Genomic DNA, 19628 nt, shown 5'->3' with positions numbered 1-19628 from the left:
ATTTTTAGATTTACCTTATAAAATGAACTTAAAATTAAGAATATAGTATTTTTTTACAATATATCAATTAAAACTTAAATATAATTGAATTCTATCGATTTTAGAAGTAGGAAAATCATCGATTTTTGATAAAACTTCAATAGACTGGATACCTTCATGCAAGTTTCTATAGTCTATAACAGCTTTTGCCAATTCATAATCGAAATATGGAAGCTCTGAAAGTTCTAAAACTCTTATTGTATTTATATTTTTTCGTTCAAAATTAAAGGGAATTTCATCTAAATATTTCAAAAGCTCTTTTCTTACTTCGCCTGATAGGCCGTAAATATCTTTAAGCTGAATTAGACTTCTATAACCTCCAATACTTAAACGATAACGCACTATTCGGTTTGAAAGCACCTCTCCTATTCCATTTACCTGCTGAAGTTGCTCTGCTGAAACCGAATTAATATCTAGTTTTAAAATAGATGGCGATTTTATAGAATTTGAGGTTTTATTTTTTGCAACCCACTGCGGAAATTTAAAATGAGGTGATAATTTATACAAAACCGAATCTGAAACACCCGTTATAGTTTGAAAATCTTCAGTAGAATTAATCCAATTACCGTCAGATCGATATTTCAGCAATCTATCGATTTCATTTACAGACATTCCTAGGCTATACGCTTTAAAATCTGTAAGATAATTAGGATTAAATGGATAAATAGTATCTTTTTTAGTACTCGCCTGTTTTAAACTATCTAATTTATGCTGAAATTGTTGAATTTCAGGATTCAATTTTTCAGAAGTAATCTCTTCAGCAATAAAAAAAGGATAACTAAAATATATAATTTGAAGAACTACAATAAGAATGAATAAAATAAAAATCCCATTCCGTTCACTTTTATTGAAAACGAAATGGGATTTCCAGTAATTCATACTTATATGTTTATACTAAGCTTTTATTGCATAGTGGTCTTTGGCTTACCATCTTTGGTAAATAACTCTCCAGCTTTTAACTTTCTAAAGTACTCTCGAAGATCGTCTTTTACTTCTCCACTCATTATATAAAGACCAATAATGTTAGGGAAAGACATTGATAAAATCATCATATCAGAGAAATCCAGTACCGCACCTAAACTAATAGAAGCTCCTATTACAACAAAAACTAAGAAAAATACCTTATAGATTAATTCAGTTCTTGTGCTCTTTCCAAAAAGGAAAGTCCATGCACGCATCCCATAATAAGACCATGAGATCATAGTTGAAAATGCGAATAAAAATACTGCTACAGAAAGTACGTAAGGGAACCAGTCGATCACACTAGCAAAAGCATCTGAAGTTAATTGCGTACCTCCAACGCCTTCTACCTCGTGCATTCCTGTAAAAATTAATACCAACGCAGTTAGCGTACAAACTACAACGGTATCAATAAATGGCTCTAATAAAGCTACAAAACCTTCAGATGGTGGGTTATTTGTCTTTACAACACTGTGTGCAATCGCAGCTGAACCTACACCGGCTTCGTTAGAGAATGCCGCTCTTTGGAATCCTACGATTAATACCCCGATAACACCACCTTTTAATGCAGATGGGCTAAAAGCACCGTCCCAGATTGCAGTAAATGCAGGACCAATATTTTCTATGTTTATTCCAATAACTACAAAAGCACCAACAATATAAACTGCAGCCATAATTGGTACAATTTTACCGGTAACATTTGCAATACTATTAATACCTCCAATAATTACAACTCCTACAAGAACTGCCAGGATAATACCGAACCAAAATCCGTTTCCTTCTAACATTGGAAATTGCCCAGACAGAATTTCGAAAGACTGGTTAGCCTGGAACATGTTACCTCCTCCAAAAGAAGCACCGACACCTAATATTGCAAAGAAACCTGCAAGGAAACGACCAAAACTTTTCATGTTACGCTTCTCTAAACCGTAACGCAGGTAGTTCATTGGTCCTCCAAAAACACGACCTTCAGAGTTAATATGTCTATATTTTACACCAAGTGTACACTCTACGAATTTAGAAGACATACCCAGTAAACCAGCAACAATCATCCAGAAAGTTGCCCCGGCACCACCAAGTGAAACCGCAACGGCCACACCAGCAATGTTACCTAAACCAACAGTTGCAGAAACCGCAGTAGCTAAAGCCTGAAAGTGTGTAATTGTACCTGGTGCATCAGGATCATCATATTTTCCTCTGGCAAGTTCAAAAGAGTGTTTAAATCCTCTAATATTAATAAAGCCCATTTTAATGGTAAAGAAAGCCGCTCCAAATACCAACCAAATTACGATAAACGGAATTGGATGTGATTGAGGATCACCATTAGGATGCGTTAAAATTACCGGCTCATCATACTCGATCTTCGCTAAAAAGTGAGCTCCAGTTTCAATTAAATCTTCAGTTTTTTGGTAATCAAAGATACTACCTCCTTCTTTCACAAGATACTCTAAAGTACCAGAAGCAGGTGCATAAACAGGTACATCGCCATTATTGCTAGAAGTTACAACAGCAATTTGATCACCTTTTGTAATATGCGCTCCTTCTTCAATTAACCATTGTTTTAATACAAATTTATCCTGAACATCTGCACTCCAACCCGGAGTTTCAACATTTTTTACATCAGCATAAACTATAGGATCGTAAATACCAATAGCGGCAAATGGATCCCAAAAAAGAACAGCTGTTAATCCCTCAACAGCTGGTGTAAATGTCCCATTAAATTTTTCAGTAATTGCTTCAGCCTTCACTCTGGCCTCAACAGTAGCCGTATTTCCATCACTATCCTGAACCACAACCGTATAAGGTACACCTTCAGTAAGTCCTTCAGCTTTCGAAGAACTAAGTGGAGTGTCTTGATCAGACCATTTATAAGTGTAAGGTGGGGTTCCTCCGGTTACTTCAACGTCTATAAATCCGTCGTTAATTTTATTTGTGGGGTTTCCGACTTTTGTTTTTACTTCTAGATCCTGTGCCTGAAGTAACGCTACAGGAAGCAGCAATAACATTGAAAGTAAGTACTTTCTCATATACAGATTAGTGTTTAATTTAGATTTGTTTTTTCCGCTCAGCAAGATGCTAAAAAAATAGGCTATTTCAAATTTTTGGTCGTTAAAATGTCAAGGTTTTGTTAATGAATCTTAACAAAATTATTAATTACCCCCCTATATTTTAAAAGATTAGCGCTAAAGATCGAATACCGAAGTTCGTTTTGTATAAACAAGATCTTTAAGTTTTAACCAAAAGGCCAGGGTTAAATACACCGCAAAGCCAATCCCAAAAGTAAAAAACGTCACATAAATAAAGAATAGCCTAACGCTTTTTGCTCGCATCCCAATTTTATCTGCAAGACGTGAAGACACGTAAAATCCATTACGTTCTAAATAGTATCGCAAATTGTAAAAGTTTCTTTTCACGCGGCAAATATACTTAATATTTCCCTTTTATAAACTTTGCTCCTAAAGCACATTTTAAACAACGATTAACATCACAATATGAATATTTTAGCTGCAAAAGTGATTGGGAGTGCATCGCATTTGTAAACAACTTAGGCTTTAATTTCTGGAAATTTTCAACTATACTATTACTTTCTAAACCAACTTCAGAAATAAGATCCAGATAAGTTTCTTCTTCTCTATGCTGTGATTTTGCAAAAGCATACTGCAAAGGCACGATACTATTAATAATTAAAAGATCGATAAAAGATTTAGAAAGTCGTTTTGGTTTTGGATTGTGTTTACTACGGAAGTTATAATGTGTTTGCCAGTAATTTGAAACCTCTACATTAAAAAACTGATAGATTTCTTTCTTTGACTTTGCTTTACTAAGTCCTGAAAAAACTGAAGTAGATTTAGCAAAAATCGCTGCTAACTGAGCTAATCGTATTGTTGGAAAATTATCTGGCCGTAGCCTAAAAAATAAAGGCTTTACCGCTATTGGCTCGCCTAATTTAAATTTCTTTTTAAGATAATGATACTCAGATTTTAATGATTTAAAGTAAGTATCCTCAAAATCATCAGCTAATAAACCAGCATGCCCCAGCAGTACCGCTTCTAATTGAAACTGATTTTGAGAAAGTTTCCGGATAATTTCAAAATCTATAGCCCTGGCCAGCTCTAAAAAAGCATCCCCATTTTTATTTAGCCCAAAATTTTTAGCCATCAATTTAAACAAGACTGCTTCCCAGTCGTTGTTACTTTGTTTTAGCAAGTCAAAAATGAGATTTGTCTTTTCTTCAAGACGTTCAAAATACAGACGGGTTAACCAACTTTCAATATCAAAATCATTAAAATTTGGGAAGAATTTTTCGCAATTAATCCATTCCTTAGACTGCGAAAATAATTGAAGGTAATTTTGTTGAATTTCAGGATTAATTTTTTCTTTAAGTTCTAGCGATGCAATTACAGATTCATCCTTTCTAAAAACCTCTACATCGTGCTCCCAAACTACATGAAGAATTACATTATCGTAAGCCGAATCTGTTTCGTGATGATGCGCGTACCAATCTGAAGATTTTAAATGAATTTCTACATTACCTGCCCAAAGCTGATCGCCGATTTTCAACTTGGCAGCAAAAAAATCTGGACCACTATCAATATTATACGTTCCTGGATGAAAAATTTCTAAGCTTTCGCCTGCAGCTGTCTTCAGCTCGGTTTTATTAAACTTCTGAAATTGCCATATATAATGTAAAAATTCTTCCCGCACCTTCTAAAGTTAAGGAAGAATCTTTTAAGAATTTAAAAATCAAAAATATAAAAACCGAAATTCGTTATTCCTGAGGTAATTTTTCAACGACATTTAGCATAAAATGTTCTACCCACAAACGATACATTACACCGCTTGGATGCAAATCATCATCTGCAATTAGCTCTAGATTATCTGCAGCTCTTCTAGAAATTGGGGTAATATTATAGAAACTCACATTAAATTCTTGCGCTACTCGTTTAAAAACCTCATTAAACGCATCGATATCCCGACCAATTTTATCCCCATTCGCAGCTCCAAAAGGTGTTACTCCATAATCTGGAATACTAACAGCAAAAACACCAGCTTCCATCTTTTTAGAATGATTTATCGCTTTTCTAAAGATTTCTCGAAGTTCTTCTTCATATTCTGTAATGGGCTTATTTTGATATTGGTTGTTCACACCAATTAAAATAGAAACCAGATCAAAATCACGCTGCACTTCTATTTCGCGATTTATCCCCGCAATAAGATCGGCCGTTGTCCAACCGGTTTTAGCGATAATTTTTGGGGCTGCCATTGCATAACCACGCTCTCGCAATTCTTTGGTTAACTGCACAGGCCAACGTTCCGATTCTTCTACACTTTCTCCAATTGTATAAGAATCTCCCAGTGCCAGGTAACTATATTTTGCTTCATTTCCATTAGCCTGATTAGGTTCATCTTCGGGACTTTTAGCAGTATTTTCAGTAAGCGTAGAAGATGTGCTACAACCGGTAAAAATTAAAGTAGCCAGCACTAAATAATGTAAATATTTTATCATTTATTTTTTGATTTAAAAGTATCTATAATAAGCAAACTTCCCTAAAGCAAGATTCTAAACATTTATTAAAAAACACAGACTTTATTTTAGGTTATCGAGCAAAATTAACCTGAATTTTATATTGCCTGTCATTCTGCTTTAAATCTGAAGGATTTGCACGTTCAAAAACTAAAAATCCACTTTTTTGATCTGTGATTTCAAACTGAAGATTTCCTTCAAAATTTACCCAATCTTGGATCATCCAATCACCGGTGGCCTGGATATAAGTTTCAGCAATAAGATTATCGTTTTTATCCAGTAATTTCACAGGCGCATCTGCTTCAAAAAACCAAAAGCCTTTAGCTTTTCCAGAAATTTGGAGCGGAGAATTGATCACCGCCCCTTCTTCTGGTGTTTTTACTTTTATTAATGCTGAAATTTCTTCGGAACTATCCTCTTTCTGTGAGGCAGTATTTTCTTCCGTAGAAATCACCTCTATATTTTGTTGATTTTCGCTATTATTTTTATCTTTTTCTGAAAATTCTTTACAGGAAAAACTTAGCGTGAAAATGCCCAAAATCAATATTTTTCTTATCATTTTTTAGCTGAAGCTAATCTGCTTCTTTAAATTTAGGATTAATAAAAATCTCGTTATTTCTTAGACGTTTCATATAATTCTTTAGATCTCCCCTAATTTCAGAAGACATTACATAAAGCCCAATAATATTAGGAAAAGACATGGCTAAAATCATCATATCTGAAAAACTTAGCACAGCACCTAAACTTGCTGAAGCTCCTACTACCACAAATAAAAGAAACATGATTTTATAAATTAATTCAGATCTTTTACTTCTACCAAAAAGATATGTCCAGGATCGCATCCCGTAGTACGACCATGAAACCATTGTTGAAAAAGCAAACAAGAAAACAGCGAAAGCAAGCACCGCAGGAAACCAGGAAATCACACTACCAAAAGCATCGGCTGTAAGTTCTACACCGCCCATACTGTCAACTTCGTGCATTCCTGTAAAAATTAATACTAAAGCCGTCATGGTACATACCACCATAGTATCTATAAAAGGTTCTACTAAAGATGTAAAACCATCTGCAATTGGATTTTTAGTTTTAGAAGCACTATGTGCAATTGCTGCAGATCCCACGCCGGCTTCACTAGAAAAAGCTGCCCGTTGCAATCCTACAATTAAAACTCCTACAAAACCTCCTTTAAGGGCACTAGCCGAAAATGCTCCATCTACAATCGCGTGAAATGCATTTCCAATATTTTCGATATTGGTTCCTATAACCACAAAACATCCTAAAATATAAACAATTGCCATAAAAGGCACTACTTTACCGGTTACTTTGGCGATACTATTAATTCCGCCAATAATCACAATCCCAACCAAAACGGCGAAACCTAATCCAAACCAAAACCCGTTACCCTCTAAAAAAGGAATTTGATCTGAAACAATTTTAAATGCCTGGTTAGACTGGATCATATTACCACCTCCAAAAGAAGCTCCAACACCTAAAACCGCAAATACAATGGCAAGCACTTTACCAGCGGTTTTCATATTTCTTTTCTCAAGACCGTAACGCAGGTAATTCATGGGCCCACCAAAAATTCGGCCCTCCTCATTAATATGTCGATATTTCACACCAAGGGTACATTCTACAAACTTTAAAGACATTGCAAAAAATCCGGCAATAAACATCCAAAAAGTAGCTCCAGCTCCTCCCAGCGAAATTGCTACAGCTACCCCGGCAATATTCCCTAAACCAACAGTAGCAGAAACTGCAGTTGTCATCGCTTCAAAATGTCTAATTCTCCCAGGAGCATCTGGGTTATCATATTTCCCTTTCGCTAAATCTATAGAATGTGTAAATCCTCGCACATTAATAAACCCAAGACGAAACGTAAAAAATATACTTCCCAGGATTAACCAGATCACAATAAAAGGAATAGAATTTTTACGAACCTCTCCATTAGGATGTAAAACAGGCTGGGGAGAATCGTAAGTGATCATGGCAACTTGATGCGCATTTTGCTCAATTACATCTTCTTTATCTTCAGGATTAAAAATCACGGCACCTTTATCTACACTATAATTTAGAGTTCCTTCTGCCGGTGCGTAAACCGGAATTTCCTTTTCTCCTCCTTTTTGAACTACAGCAATTTTATCACCTTCTTCGATTTTATCTCCTTCAGCAATCAACCAATCTTTCAGTGTATATTTTTGATCGGTTTTCGCATCAAATTCAGGAATTAAAATTGGACGCTCATCTGTATACACCACAGGATCATAAAGCCCTAAAGGCTCGAATGGATCCCAAAATAATATTCCTTCTAAAAAATCTACTGCAGGTTGTGCGCGACTATTCACTTTCTCGGTTATAGAACTTGCTTCTATCTTAAAGGTTTTTTGTACTTCTTCCCCGTTTGCATCGGTTACGGTGACCTGCTGCTCTAAACCTTCAATAAAACCTGTTGCCTTTTTAGCATCTAAAGGTGTTTCTTTTTGACTCCACTTATACTGATAAGGTGGTTTTCCTCCCTTTACTTTTACTACTGCTTCAGCATCATTGATTTCCTGAGATGGATTTGTAGTTGCTACCGAAACCTGAAATTTGGAATCGTTTTGTGCAAATAATGAAGTTAAACAGCATTGAATTAATAAAAGACAGGTAATGTAATTTCTTCTCATAATAATAATTAGATTAAATTATAATTCAGTCTTTATTCCGTTTGTAATTTTAGCCGTAGTTTTTGGCTAAATGTGGATGGTATAGGGTAAACCGATTTTCTATAAAAAATCGTGTTGTTTCATCCAGTCGTCATTAAACATTTTACCAACATATCTACTGCCATGATCGTGAAATAAAACAACCACAACATCGTCTTTTGTAAAATGTTCTTTTAATTGTAATAAACCTTTGGCCGCTGCTCCGGCAGAATTCCCTAAAAAGAATCCCTCTTCCCTGGCCAGTTTACGTGTGTAGATTGCGGCATCTTTATCGGTTACCTTTGTAAAACCATCGATCACACTAAAATCTACGTTTTTAGGCAAAATATCTTCTCCTATACCTTCAGTAACATAAGGATAGATTTCGTTTTCATCAAATTCGCCAGTTTCGTGATATTTTTTAAATACCGAACCATAAGTATCAATCCCCCAGATCTTGATATTTGGGTTTTGCTCCTTTAAATATTTACCCACTCCAGAAATTGTACCTCCGGTGCCTACTCCAACCACGAAATGGGTAATCTTTCCATCGGTTTGTTTCCAGATCTCTGGGCCGGTACTTTCGTAATGCGCTTTAGAATTGGCAAGATTATCATATTGATTTACATACCACGAATTTGGAATTTCTCTAGCCATTCTCTTGGCAACCGAATAATAACTTTCTGGATCGTCTGGTGCTACATCGGTGGGACAAACTATTACTTCACTTCCAACCGCTTTAAGAATGTCCATTTTTTCTTTGCTCTGTTTGTCAGACATAACACAAAGCATTTTGTATCCTTTTACGATCGCAGCAAGTGCAAGCCCCATCCCGGTATTTCCGCTGGTTCCTTCAATTATAGTTCCACCTGGTTTTATTAATCCATTTGCTTCAGCTTCTTTCAACATCTTTAAAGCCATACGATCTTTAACAGAATTCCCCGGATTAAAAGTTTCATATTTGGCCAGCACCAGCGCATCGATTTCAGCAGTGATTTTGTTCATTTTTACCAAAGGCGTATTTCCTATGGTTTCCAGAATATTTTCGGCGTAGGTCATGCATTTTTTTTGAATTCACAATGTAGGCATTCCAAAAGGATAATTCTGTTTAAGAAAAATTAAAACTTAGGGTGAAATTTTAGTAATTTTTTAGATTTTAAATTCTGAAAATCAATATACTTTTGCGCGAAAAAATCATGAGGAATTTTATTGCACAACAGGTTATATTTCTTGTAATTACCACACTACTATTTAATGTTTCCTGCCAGGATGAGAAAAAGGATAACAAACAGGATTCGCAAACCGAATGGCAGGATAAAAGCCCTAAAGAAAAATGGGATTATACCGGCAATTACCAGGTTACCTTACCATGTATCGATTGCAAAGGGATAATTGTTAAACTTGAATTGAAAGAAGACGGTTCGTATAGAATTATTAAGAATTATAACGAAAATGATAATACTCCAGGAGAAATTAAGACTGAAATTGGCCAATTTCGATGGAGTGAAAATGATTCTTTAATTATCCTGAATAACGAGGAATTTAGTATTTCAGACAATGTTCTTTCCTGGAAGAATCCTAATATTGAACGTATTGAAACAGATAGTACTAAAACCTATACTCTTCGAAAATTATAGGAAGACTTGCCTTATCTATCTTTTTTAGCTTTCTATAATAAAAAAGATTCCTTCCGTAGCAATTAAAACTCTTTGAAAAAATTGCTTGCAAAACTTTACAATCTTAGCTGTTAAGTTTCGATAAATTTTACTTGATAATTTAAAATCAATATCCTCGCTGCAAACCCTAGAAGTATAAATAGGAAATTCATTATTAATTCCGAAGCGAGCATTGAGGAATTAAACGCGCCAAACTTTATTCAAATTTTATAGATTTTACCGGCGATATTTTAGAAATGATCATCGACGGAATTAGCAACATTAGCATACAAAGGATAAGCGTTCCAACATTAACTGCCAAGATATAATCCCAACTTAAGTAAATTGGCACTTCACTTACATAATAATTTTCAGCGTTTAAAGGTATAAGCTTAAAATGCTTCTGAATAAATAGTATTCCCAAACCAATGACATTCCCCCAAAACAAACCAAGCAAAATTAGATAACCTGCATTGTATAAAAACATCTTTCTAATTGACCAATCTTGGGTTCCCAAAGCTTTAAAGATTCCAATCATTTGGGTGCGTTCTAGAATAAGTACTAAAAGAGCAGTAATCATATTTATACCGGCAACCAGGATCATAATCCCAATAATTAAGGCAATATTAAAATCGAAAAGAGAAAGCCATTCAAAAATATTATAGTATTTCTGGCCAATATGTTTTGCATCTAGAAAGGAACCCGTATTAAGATAAACCTCGTTCCATTTTTCTTCTAACTGATCAAAATCGTCGATAAAAATTTCAAAATTACCAATCTCATTATCTTCCCAAGCATTTAGTTTTTGGATATGGCGAAGATCTGCGATAAGATATAATTCATCAAAATCCTGAAAACCCGAATCATAAATCCCAACAATTTTAAAACCACGTACAAGAGGGCGTTCGCGGCCTTCTCTTAGAAAGTAAGTAGGTGCTCGATCGCCAATATTTAGATGAAGTCGATTGGCAAGATATCTTGAAATTAAAACCTCATCATTAAGATTCGATGAATAATTGGGTAATTTTCCTTCAACCAAAAAATCTTTAAAGAAAGACCAGTTATAATCGTCTCCAACACCTTTTACAATAACGCCTTCAAAATCATCGGCTGTTCTAATAATTCCGGCTTTGGTAGCTGTGGCCTGGATGTGTGTTATTCCGTTTACGTTATTAAATTCTGGATAAAAATCCTGGTCTTTAGAAATAGGCTCTAGTGTAACTTCGCTATTGTTGTTATCATAATTAGTTACAATAATATGGCCATTAAAAGCAGCAATTTTACCCCTAATTTTTTCCTGTAATCCCAAACCAGTAGCAAAAGAAACCAGCATCATAATTACCCCAATTGCAATTGCTGTGATTGCAATTTTTATAATAGGCGAGGAAATACTACTTTTATCTTTATTTGCGTTTATTAAACGCTTAACTACAAATAGTTCGAAATTCAAGATCTACAATTATATGATTAACCGGTTATTCAAAAGTACATTTTTATTCAGTCTTATTGCAATTCTTTCCTGCGGAAACATTGAAGCCGATAAAAATAAAACCGAAGTTTCTTCTACTAAGAAACAGGATAATGTAAATTCTTCTGAAGAAATTATAGAAGATATCGTGGTTGGCGCAAATAGAACAGAACTCTATATGTCTATGCTTCATGGTAAAAAAGTGGGCGTTGTAGGAAATCAATCTTCATTAATCCTGAATAAAAATAAAGAATCTGTTCATTTGGTTGATTCGCTTTTAGCGCTAAACGTAGATCTTAAAAAAGTTTTTGCTCCAGAACATGGTTTTAGAGGGAAAGCAGATGCCGGCGAAAAAATTGAAGATGGAAAAGATCCAAAAACTGGCTTACCAGTGGTTTCTCTCTACGGAAATAATAAAAAACCAAAACCCGAGCAGCTTAAAGATATTGATGTTTTGATCTTTGATTTGCAGGATGTAGGTGCGCGTTTTTATACTTATATATCTTCTCTACATTATGTTATGGAAGCCTGTGCCGAAAATGATATTCAGCTATTAGTATTCGACAGGCCAAATCCTAATGGGCATTATGTAGATGGGCCAGTTTTAGAAAAAGAATACAAAAGTTTTGTAGGTATGCATCCAATCCCAACGGTACACGGACTAACAATGGGTGAGTATGCAAAAATGATCAATGGCGAAAACTGGTTAAAAAATGGGATTAGTTGTAATTTAGAAGTCATTAAAATGAGTAATTACAATCATCAAAAAAAGTACAGCTTACCAGTAAAACCTTCGCCTAATTTACCTAACGATAAATCTATAAATCTTTATCCTAGCCTGTGCTTTTTTGAAGGTACTAATGTGAACGCCGGACGCGGAACCAATAAACAATTTCAGGTTTTTGGCTCTCCTTTTTTAAATGATGAAGCCTTTTCGTATAGCTACACACCAAAGTCGATGGAAGGCGCTAAAAATCCTAAACATTTAGATAAAGAATGCTTTGGGGAAGATCTTAGCGAAACCGATCATTTAGATCAGCTTAATTTAGAATGGCTAATAAAAGCTTACAATAACACCGAAAATAAAGCCGAATTTTTCAATGGTTTTTTCACTAAACTGGCCGGCACCAAAAAACTTCAGCAACAAATTGAAAACGGATTAAGCGAAGAAGAAATTAGAGCAACATGGCAAGATGGCTTAGTAGCATTTAAAAAGAAACGTGAAAAATATCTGTTATACGAATAATTAAAAGCGCTATGGAAAATGATTGGCTACAGCGATGGGAAGATCGTTTTAATAAAGAAGATTATGCTTACGGAGTAGAACCCAATACCTTTTTAGCGCAACAATTGAAAAATTTTAAGACCGGTAAAATTTTATTTGGTGCTGAAGGCGAAGGCAGAAATGCTGTTTTTGCCGCTAAACATGGCTGGGACGTAGCTGCTTTCGACATTAGTACGGCTGCTAAAAATAAGGCGCAAAAACTTGCAAAATCGACTCAGTCAACTATCGATTATAGAATTGGTAATTTACCCGAACTTGGTTTTAAACCTGAACAATTTGATGTGATCACTTTGATCTACGCTCATTTCCCAGCCAATATTCGTGAAAAATATCATGCTTTTTTAATAAAACTGCTTAAACCCGGCGGCCATATTATTTTTGAAGGTTTTGGTGAAAACCACCTTAAATTTAGAAATGAGAATCCTAATGTTGGTGGCCCCAGAGACCAGGAAACTTTATTTTCTAAATCAGAAATTCAGCGGGATTTTAAAGATTTTAAAGTCGATCTTCTCGAGGAAAAACCCATTGCACTAAACGAAGGCTTATACCATAACGGCACAGGATCTGTACTTCGATTTATTGGAGAAAAATTATAATTAGAATCCCCGAATTTAAACTTTAATTCGGTGTTTCATTTCTTCTACAATATTATAAGCAGCAGGACATATTACCGTATTCTTTATAGTAAGATTCGATATTTTATGGAAGTCTTTTCTATCAGTATGCGGATATTCGCGGCAGGCCTTTGGACGCACATCATAAATCAAACAATAATTATCGTGCCCTAAAAAAGTACAGGGTACATTTTGCAACACATAATCTTTATCTTCATCTATTCTAAGATATTGATCGATAAACTGCTGTGGTTTCAGCTTTAAAAACTTACTAATACGCTCTATATCCTTATTGGTAAAAAGTGGCCCGGTTGTTTTACAACAATTTGCACAGTCTAAACAATTGGTTCTGGCAAACTCTTCTTCATGCAATTGCTGCATTTTAACGTCTAAATCTTTAGGTGGTCGTTTCTTTAGCTTAGAAAAAAACTTTTTATTTTCCTTCTGCTTATCTTTGGCCTTTCCCGGCAGCTCGTTTAAAATTTCCTGCATGCCGCAAAGATAATAGATTATGAAGGAAAAAGATATCTTCGGAATGGCAATGAAAGCCTATTATTTCGAAAAAGATGAGACCCCTATTACGGTGCATTCACCAGATTTTGATGATGATGAGATTGCTATAAAATACCTTTTTAGGGATTTTTCTGAAATGCCCATTACCGAGAAACAAGCTTTAAAACTTGCCTGCGGAAGTGTACTTGATGTAGGCTGTGGTACAGGAAGCCATGCGCTTTATCTTCAGCTAAAAGATATAAAAGTAAAAGCTATTGACACTTCTGAAGGGGCAATTGCGATCGCCAAAGAACGAGGAGTAACCAATGCTGAAGTAAAAGATTTTTATGCTGAAAATGGGCAATTTGACACCTTATTATTTTTAATGAATGGTACCGGGATTATTGGTAATCTAATTAATACCGACAATTTTCTAAGTATTTGTAAAGAAATGCTGACACCTGGCGGACAAATCTTAATTGATTCATCAGATCTTAGTTTTCTTGAAGACGAAGAAGAACCAAACGACGATTTAGATCGTAAGTATATAGGAGAGATCGATTTTTGCATAAGCTATAAAGGAGAAAAATCTGATTATTTCCCATGGTTATATTTAGATTTCGATTTGCTTAAATTAGCAGCCGAAAAGCACAATTTTAATTGCGAATTAATCGTTGAAGGCGAGCACTACGATTATTTAGCAAAACTTACGCTTAAAAATGATTAAATTTGAACACCATATTATATTCTAAATGAAGAAGTTTTACAAGTATTTTTATACACTATTCCTTTTTGTAGCGATTACCTCTTGTTCTAGCGATGGCAATGGTGGGGACGATCCAACAGACGACACACCGGTAATCGATCGCACTTTAAATCAACAGGGATTAGGCGATTCGGCCAACGATCTTTTAAGCGACAATAATTATACTTCGATGAATATCGAGGTGTTATTTGTGAGTGGATTTCAGCCAACAACGGCAGCAATGGAAAATTTTCAGGCATTTTTAGAAGAAAGGACTTACAAACCAGATGGCATTTCTATTACTTATCGCGAAGTTGCATCTTCAGGCTTAGCTCCTTTTGAAATAGAAGAAATTGTAGACATTGAAGATGAGGAACGAAGTACCTTTAACGTTGGTGACGAAATAAGCGTCTATATTTATTTTGCTGATGGAAGTAACGAAAATGACACTGAAACAAGATATGTTTTAGGATCTGCGTATAGAAACACGTCGATGGTAATTTATGGAGAAACGATAAACAGATTTGCCGCAAGAGCTAATGCCCCCAGTAAAAGTGTGATAGAAACAGCTGTTCTAAATCACGAATTTGGGCATTTATTTGGTTTGGTAAATGTAGGTACTGAACTGCAAAGCGATCACGAAGACAATGACAATAATGGCCATTGCACTGAAGAAAATTGTTTGATGCGAGCTTCTTTAGAATTTGGTAGCGGTATTATAAACCAGGTTCGTGGTACTGTTCCAGAAATGGGACCACTGTGCATTGCTGATTTACAAGCCAACGGCGGGAAGTAACCCTGCTAAAGATTAGATACAAAAAAAGCCTTTTTGAATATTCAAAAAGGCTTTTTTTGTTTTTATAATCTATAGATAATTACTTCTTCTGAAGTTTTTTATTCTTTGTAAAAGCAATAAGCGATAATATTAAAAACCCTACAGCTACTCCATTAAAAAAACCTCTTAGCAAGTCTGTAAATATTTCAACTTTTACTGAAACTACGCTAATTACCAATAACGACAAACCTAAAATTAGTAATGTTAACGCTTGTTTTTTAGTCGGATTTTCTAACATATTTTAATTGCTTTTAGTTTGCTACTTCGCTTATAAATTTAATTCGGTATAAACGAAGTTCTTCATCGTCATAATCTCCATCAAATTCTTCAAGTGCTGCTTCTATTTTATCAGTTTCAGCTTCAAGAAAATATTCATGAAGTTCTTCCTGTTGGTCTTCATCTAAAATATCTTCAAGATAATAATCGATATTAAGTTTTGTACCGCTATAGACAATCGCCTCCATTTCTTTAATAAATTCAGGCATTTCCATTCCTTTAGCCGATGAAATATCATCTAAAGGTAACTTTCTATCTATACTCTGAATAATAAAAAGCTTCAATGCACTATTAGCACCAGTAGATTTTACAACAAGATCATCTGGTCTAATAATATCATTATCCTCTACATATCTGGCAATAAAGTCTACAAACTCTTTCCCGTACTTCTTAGCTTTTCCTTCACCAACACCATGAATATTCCCAAGTTCTTTGAGATCTATAGGATATTTAAGCGCCATGTCGTCTATAGAAGGATCCTGAAAAACAACAAAAGGCGGCACTCCATTTTTCTTAGCAACTTTTTTACGCAATTCTTTAAGCATGCTTACCAATTTATCATCGACTCCAGATGAAGCTTTGGCTGTAATGGCAGCATTATCTGTATTTTCATCAAAAATATGATCGTGCGTCATCATGAAAGACTCAGGATTCTTAAGGAAATCCTCTCCTTTTTCAGTAAGCTTGATAACGCCATAAGTTTCGATATCTTTTCTTAAATATCCAGCCACAAGTGCCTGCCTGGTAAGTGCCATCCAAAAACTTTCGTCTTTATCTTTTCCTTTTCCAAAAAGTGGGTTCGCATCTGTTTTATGTGATAAAATCAAGGCATTGCTTTTTCCAATAAGTGTCTTAACAACTTCCTTAGATTTATAAAGCTCTTTAGTTTCCTTTACCACATTTATAAGAAGTTCTAATTCTTCTTTAGCTTCGTGTTGCTTCTTAGGATTACGCACATTATCATCCATCTTAGCGCCATCTCCTGTTTCATCGTCGAAATCTTCACCAAAATAATGAAGAATAAATTTTCTACGAGAAATAGATGTTTCTGCATAAGCCACAACTTCCTGAAGCAAGGCATGGCCTACCTCCTGCTCTGCAACAGGTTTACCACTCATAAACTTCTCTAGCTTCTCGATGTCCTTATAAGCATAAAAAGCAAGGCAATGTCCCTCACCTCCATCACGACCAGCTCTACCAGTTTCCTGGTAATAACTTTCGATACTTTTAGGTATATCGTGGTGAATTACAAAGCGAACATCGGGTTTATCGATTCCCATCCCAAACGCGATGGTGGCTACCACAACATCTACTTCTTCCATCAAGAACATATCCTGATGTTTAGATCTTGTTTTAGCATCCAAACCTGCGTGATAAGGAATTGCATTAATACCATTAACCTGTAAGGTTTGGGCAAGCTCTTCTACCTTTTTACGGCTAAGACAATATATAATCCCGCTTTTACCACTATTTTGTTTTACAAAACGAATAATATCGGCATCAACATTTTTTGTTTTAGGCCTTACTTCATAATATAAATTAGGACGGTTAAAACTTGCCTTAAAAGTTTTTGCTTTAGGAATACCTAGGTTTTTAAGAATATCTTCCTGCACCTTTGGTGTAGCAGTGGCAGTTAAAGCGATAATTGGAATATTTTCTCCAATACGTTTAATAATATGCCTTAAATTTCGATATTCTGGTCTAAAATCATGTCCCCATTCGCTAATACAATGCGCTTCGTCTATAGCTAAAAAAGATATTTTCTGTGCTTTTAAAAAATCAACATAATCTTCTTTAGTAAGGGATTCTGGCGCTACGTATAGAAGCTTGGTTACACCATTGATGATATCTTCCTTTACCTGTTTTACTTCAGTCTTATTTAGTGAAGAATTTAAAACGTGGGCAACACCATATTCTGAAGAAATTCCTCGAATGGCATCTACCTGGTTTTTCATTAAGGCGATTAGGGGTGATACTACAATTGCTGTTCCTTCTTCAATTAACGCAGGTAGCTGGTAGCATAGGGATTTACCTCCTCCTGTTGGCATTATTACAAAAGTATCGTTTTTGTGTACGATACTAGCAACAACATCCTCCTGAAGACCTTTAAATTGGCTAAAACCAAAATATTTCTTCAATTGTTTATGTAAATCAATTTCAGTCAAACTCATTCAATTGTGTTACAATTTTACATACATTTGCACATCTAAATATACATATTTCTTTAGTATCTGCAATCCTTAATTATTTCAAAATTTGAAACTTCAGCAAAAAATTTTAAACGTCGCAAAAGAAACTGTAAAAATTGAAGCTAAAGCGATTGCAAATTTAGAACATCTTATTGATAATGAATTTGTAGAAGCGGTAGAAAATATTTACAATTCTAAAGGCAGGGTAATCGTTACCGGAATAGGAAAAAGCGCCGTAATTGCAAGTAAGATTGTGGCTACTTTAAATTCTACAGGTACACCAGCCATTTTTATGCATGCCGCAGATGCAATACATGGTGATCTTGGGATTATACAAAAAGACGATGTTGTTATTTGTATTAGTAAAAGTGGCAATAGCCCAGAGATTAAAGTTTTGGTTCCTTTTATAAAGGATTTCCATAATACTTTAATTGCTATTACCTCTAACAGAGATTCCTTTTTAGGAAAATCTGCAGATTATATTTTAAATTCTTTTGTTGAAAAAGAGGCCTGCCCAAACAATCTTGCTCCTACAACAAGCACTACAGCTCAACTGGTTATAGGCGATGCACTGGCCATTTGTTTATTAGAACTTAAAGGCTTTTCTAGTGAAGATTTTGCAAAATATCATCCCGGCGGCAGTCTAGGAAAAAAACTATATTTGCGAGTTAAGGATATTGCTGCCCAAAATATGAAACCAAGTGTTTCTCCAGAAACAACCGTAACCGATGCGATTATTGTTATTTCTGAAAATATGTTGGGTGTAACCGCAGTTTTGGAAAATGATAAAATTGTTGGTATAATAACCGATGGTGATATTCGTAGAATGTTAAAGAATAATGACGAATTTAAGAATCTAACTGCAGGTGATATTATGAGTACCTCTCCCAAAAGTATAGATGAAGAAGCCTTGGCTACCCAGGCTTTGGATCTTTTAGAGGAAAATAAAATATCACAACTGCTGGCTACTAGAGACGGAAAGTTTAGTGGTGTGGTTCATATTCATAATTTAATAAGAGAAGGAATTTTATAATGAAAAAAATAGGCCAGCCACATGAAGAACCAGAAATGTCGTTTTTAGATCATCTTGAAGAATTAAGATGGCATTTAATACGATCTGTTCTTGCCGTTGTTATTGCTGCGACTGTAGCATTTTTGCTTAAGGGGTTTATTTTTGACGTCCTTCTTTTTGGGCCAAGTAAAGGTGATTTCTGGTCGTACAGTATGCTTTGCCAATTATCTGAAATGGTTGGTATCGATGGCGGATTTTGTTTTGAAGAATTACCATTCACTATACAAAGTAGAACGATGGGCGGGCAGTTTTCTGCACACGTATGGACATCGATTACCGCTGGTTTTATTATTGCCTTCCCATTTGTAATCTATGAATTCTGGAAGTTTGTAGCACCGGCAATGCACGAAAATGAGCGTAAACATGCTAAAGGTTTTATCTTTATTACCTCGTTTTTGTTCTTTTTAGGTGTACTTTTTGGATATTACGTGGTAACACCCCTTTCTATTAACTTCCTGGGAAAATATCAGGTGAGTGAATTGGTTTTAAATGAATTTGACTTAAGTAGTTATATAAGCTTGGTAAGAGCTTCGGTAATTGCAACGGGCCTTATCTTTGAGCTTCCTATTCTTATTTATTTCCTTACAAAAGTTGGTGTAGTAACACCTCAGTTTTTAAAAACTTATAGAAAATACGCACTGGTAATTGTGCTTATTATTTCTGCGGTAATCACTCCGCCAGATATTGTAAGCCAGATTATCGTTGCTGTTCCGGTACTTATACTTTATGAAGTAAGTATCATTATCTCGAAGATCATTTATAAAAAAGAAATTACAGAAAAAAGTTAAG

At 35.0% G+C, this 19628-nt stretch carries 19 protein-coding genes; 7 read left to right on the top strand and 12 right to left on the bottom strand.

The window, feature by feature from the left end:
• Positions 1-63: 63 nt before the first annotated feature.
• The 8 genes from IIF7_RS01870 to IIF7_RS01835 all read right to left on the bottom strand — a co-directional run bounded on the left by IIF7_RS01870 (position 64) and on the right by IIF7_RS01835 (position 9267).
• A complete protein-coding gene (locus IIF7_RS01870) occupies positions 64-918 on the bottom strand; it encodes a ComEA family DNA-binding protein (protein WP_084839958.1) in 855 nt (284 codons plus the stop codon).
• A 23-nt stretch (positions 919-941) separates the two neighbouring features.
• Entirely contained in the window at positions 942-3026 is a 2085-nt protein-coding gene (locus IIF7_RS01865; RefSeq protein ID WP_084839957.1) for an amino acid carrier protein, read from the bottom strand.
• Positions 3027-3182: 156 nt separating this feature from the next.
• Positions 3183-3413: a PspC family transcriptional regulator gene (locus IIF7_RS01860; RefSeq protein ID WP_084839956.1), complete on the bottom strand. Its 231-nt coding sequence runs from the start codon at positions 3411-3413 to the stop codon at positions 3183-3185.
• 13 nt (positions 3414-3426) lie between these two features.
• Positions 3427-4704 carry a DUF2851 family protein gene (locus IIF7_RS01855; protein ID WP_084839955.1) on the bottom strand — a complete coding sequence of 426 codons (1278 nt, stop codon included), beginning with the start codon at positions 4702-4704 and terminating at the stop codon, positions 3427-3429.
• A 64-nt stretch (positions 4705-4768) separates the two neighbouring features.
• A complete protein-coding gene (locus tag IIF7_RS01850; RefSeq protein ID WP_084839954.1) occupies positions 4769-5506 on the bottom strand; it encodes an SGNH/GDSL hydrolase family protein in 738 nt (245 codons plus the stop codon).
• Between the two features lie 91 nt (positions 5507-5597).
• Positions 5598-6083 (bottom strand): Gmad2 immunoglobulin-like domain-containing protein, encoded by a 486-nt coding sequence (locus tag IIF7_RS01845; RefSeq protein ID WP_084839953.1) that lies wholly within the window; start codon positions 6081-6083, stop codon positions 5598-5600.
• A 13-nt stretch (positions 6084-6096) separates the two neighbouring features.
• Positions 6097-8190 (bottom strand): amino acid carrier protein, encoded by a 2094-nt coding sequence (locus IIF7_RS01840; protein ID WP_084839952.1) that lies wholly within the window; start codon positions 8188-8190, stop codon positions 6097-6099.
• 99 nt (positions 8191-8289) lie between these two features.
• Positions 8290-9267, bottom strand: a complete 978-nt coding sequence (locus IIF7_RS01835; protein ID WP_084839951.1) for a PLP-dependent cysteine synthase family protein — start codon at positions 9265-9267, stop codon at positions 8290-8292.
• 137 nt (positions 9268-9404) lie between these two features.
• Between IIF7_RS01835 and IIF7_RS01830 the strand changes: the two genes are divergently transcribed.
• A complete protein-coding gene (locus IIF7_RS01830; RefSeq protein WP_084839950.1) occupies positions 9405-9845 on the top strand; it encodes a copper resistance protein NlpE N-terminal domain-containing protein in 441 nt (146 codons plus the stop codon).
• Positions 9846-10080: 235 nt separating this feature from the next.
• Here IIF7_RS01830 and IIF7_RS01825 read toward each other — a convergent pair whose 3' ends face one another.
• Positions 10081-11313 carry an ABC transporter permease gene (locus IIF7_RS01825; RefSeq protein WP_084839949.1) on the bottom strand — a complete coding sequence of 411 codons (1233 nt, stop codon included), beginning with the start codon at positions 11311-11313 and terminating at the stop codon, positions 10081-10083.
• Positions 11314-11326: 13 nt separating this feature from the next.
• Here IIF7_RS01825 and IIF7_RS01820 point away from each other — a divergent pair, with 13 nt between their 5' ends.
• Entirely contained in the window at positions 11327-12577 is a 1251-nt protein-coding gene (locus tag IIF7_RS01820; protein WP_084839948.1) for an exo-beta-N-acetylmuramidase NamZ family protein, read from the top strand.
• Positions 12578-12588: 11 nt separating this feature from the next.
• On the top strand, positions 12589-13212 hold the full coding sequence (locus tag IIF7_RS01815) for a class I SAM-dependent methyltransferase (RefSeq protein WP_084839947.1): 624 nt from the start codon (positions 12589-12591) through the stop codon (positions 13210-13212).
• A gap of 15 nt (positions 13213-13227) precedes the next feature.
• Here IIF7_RS01815 and IIF7_RS01810 read toward each other — a convergent pair whose 3' ends face one another.
• A complete protein-coding gene (locus IIF7_RS01810; protein WP_084839946.1) occupies positions 13228-13722 on the bottom strand; it encodes a YkgJ family cysteine cluster protein in 495 nt (164 codons plus the stop codon).
• Between the two features lie 19 nt (positions 13723-13741).
• On the opposite strand from IIF7_RS01810, the gene IIF7_RS01805 reads away from it, so the two are divergent.
• Positions 13742-14449 carry a class I SAM-dependent methyltransferase gene (locus tag IIF7_RS01805; protein WP_084839945.1) on the top strand — a complete coding sequence of 236 codons (708 nt, stop codon included), beginning with the start codon at positions 13742-13744 and terminating at the stop codon, positions 14447-14449.
• A 25-nt stretch (positions 14450-14474) separates the two neighbouring features.
• The gene (locus IIF7_RS01800; RefSeq protein WP_084839944.1) at positions 14475-15263 is read left to right on the top strand and encodes a hypothetical protein; all 789 of its coding nucleotides are present in this window, start codon (positions 14475-14477) and stop codon (positions 15261-15263) included.
• Positions 15264-15342: 79 nt separating this feature from the next.
• Here the strand turns inward: IIF7_RS01800 and IIF7_RS01795 are convergent, their stop codons facing one another.
• Both IIF7_RS01795 and recQ read right to left on the bottom strand, forming a co-directional pair.
• Positions 15343-15540, bottom strand: a complete 198-nt coding sequence (locus tag IIF7_RS01795) for a hypothetical protein (RefSeq protein WP_084839943.1) — start codon at positions 15538-15540, stop codon at positions 15343-15345.
• 13 nt (positions 15541-15553) lie between these two features.
• A complete protein-coding gene (gene recQ, locus IIF7_RS01790; RefSeq protein ID WP_084839942.1) occupies positions 15554-17749 on the bottom strand; it encodes a DNA helicase RecQ in 2196 nt (731 codons plus the stop codon).
• Positions 17750-17834: 85 nt separating this feature from the next.
• On the opposite strand from recQ, the gene IIF7_RS01785 reads away from it, so the two are divergent.
• A complete protein-coding gene (locus IIF7_RS01785; protein ID WP_084839941.1) occupies positions 17835-18800 on the top strand; it encodes a KpsF/GutQ family sugar-phosphate isomerase in 966 nt (321 codons plus the stop codon).
• Entirely contained in the window at positions 18800-19627 is an 828-nt protein-coding gene (gene tatC, locus IIF7_RS01780; RefSeq protein ID WP_084839940.1) for a twin-arginine translocase subunit TatC, read from the top strand. The genes IIF7_RS01785 and tatC overlap by 1 nt, the downstream gene beginning before the upstream one ends.
• Position 19628: the final 1 nt, after the last annotated feature.

Source organism: Zunongwangia atlantica 22II14-10F7 (assembly GCF_002094855.1).
Lineage (GTDB): Bacteria > Bacteroidota > Bacteroidia > Flavobacteriales > Flavobacteriaceae > Zunongwangia > Zunongwangia atlantica.
Note: the sequence above shows the minus strand (reverse complement) of the source record. Positions and strands in the feature narration are given on the sequence as shown.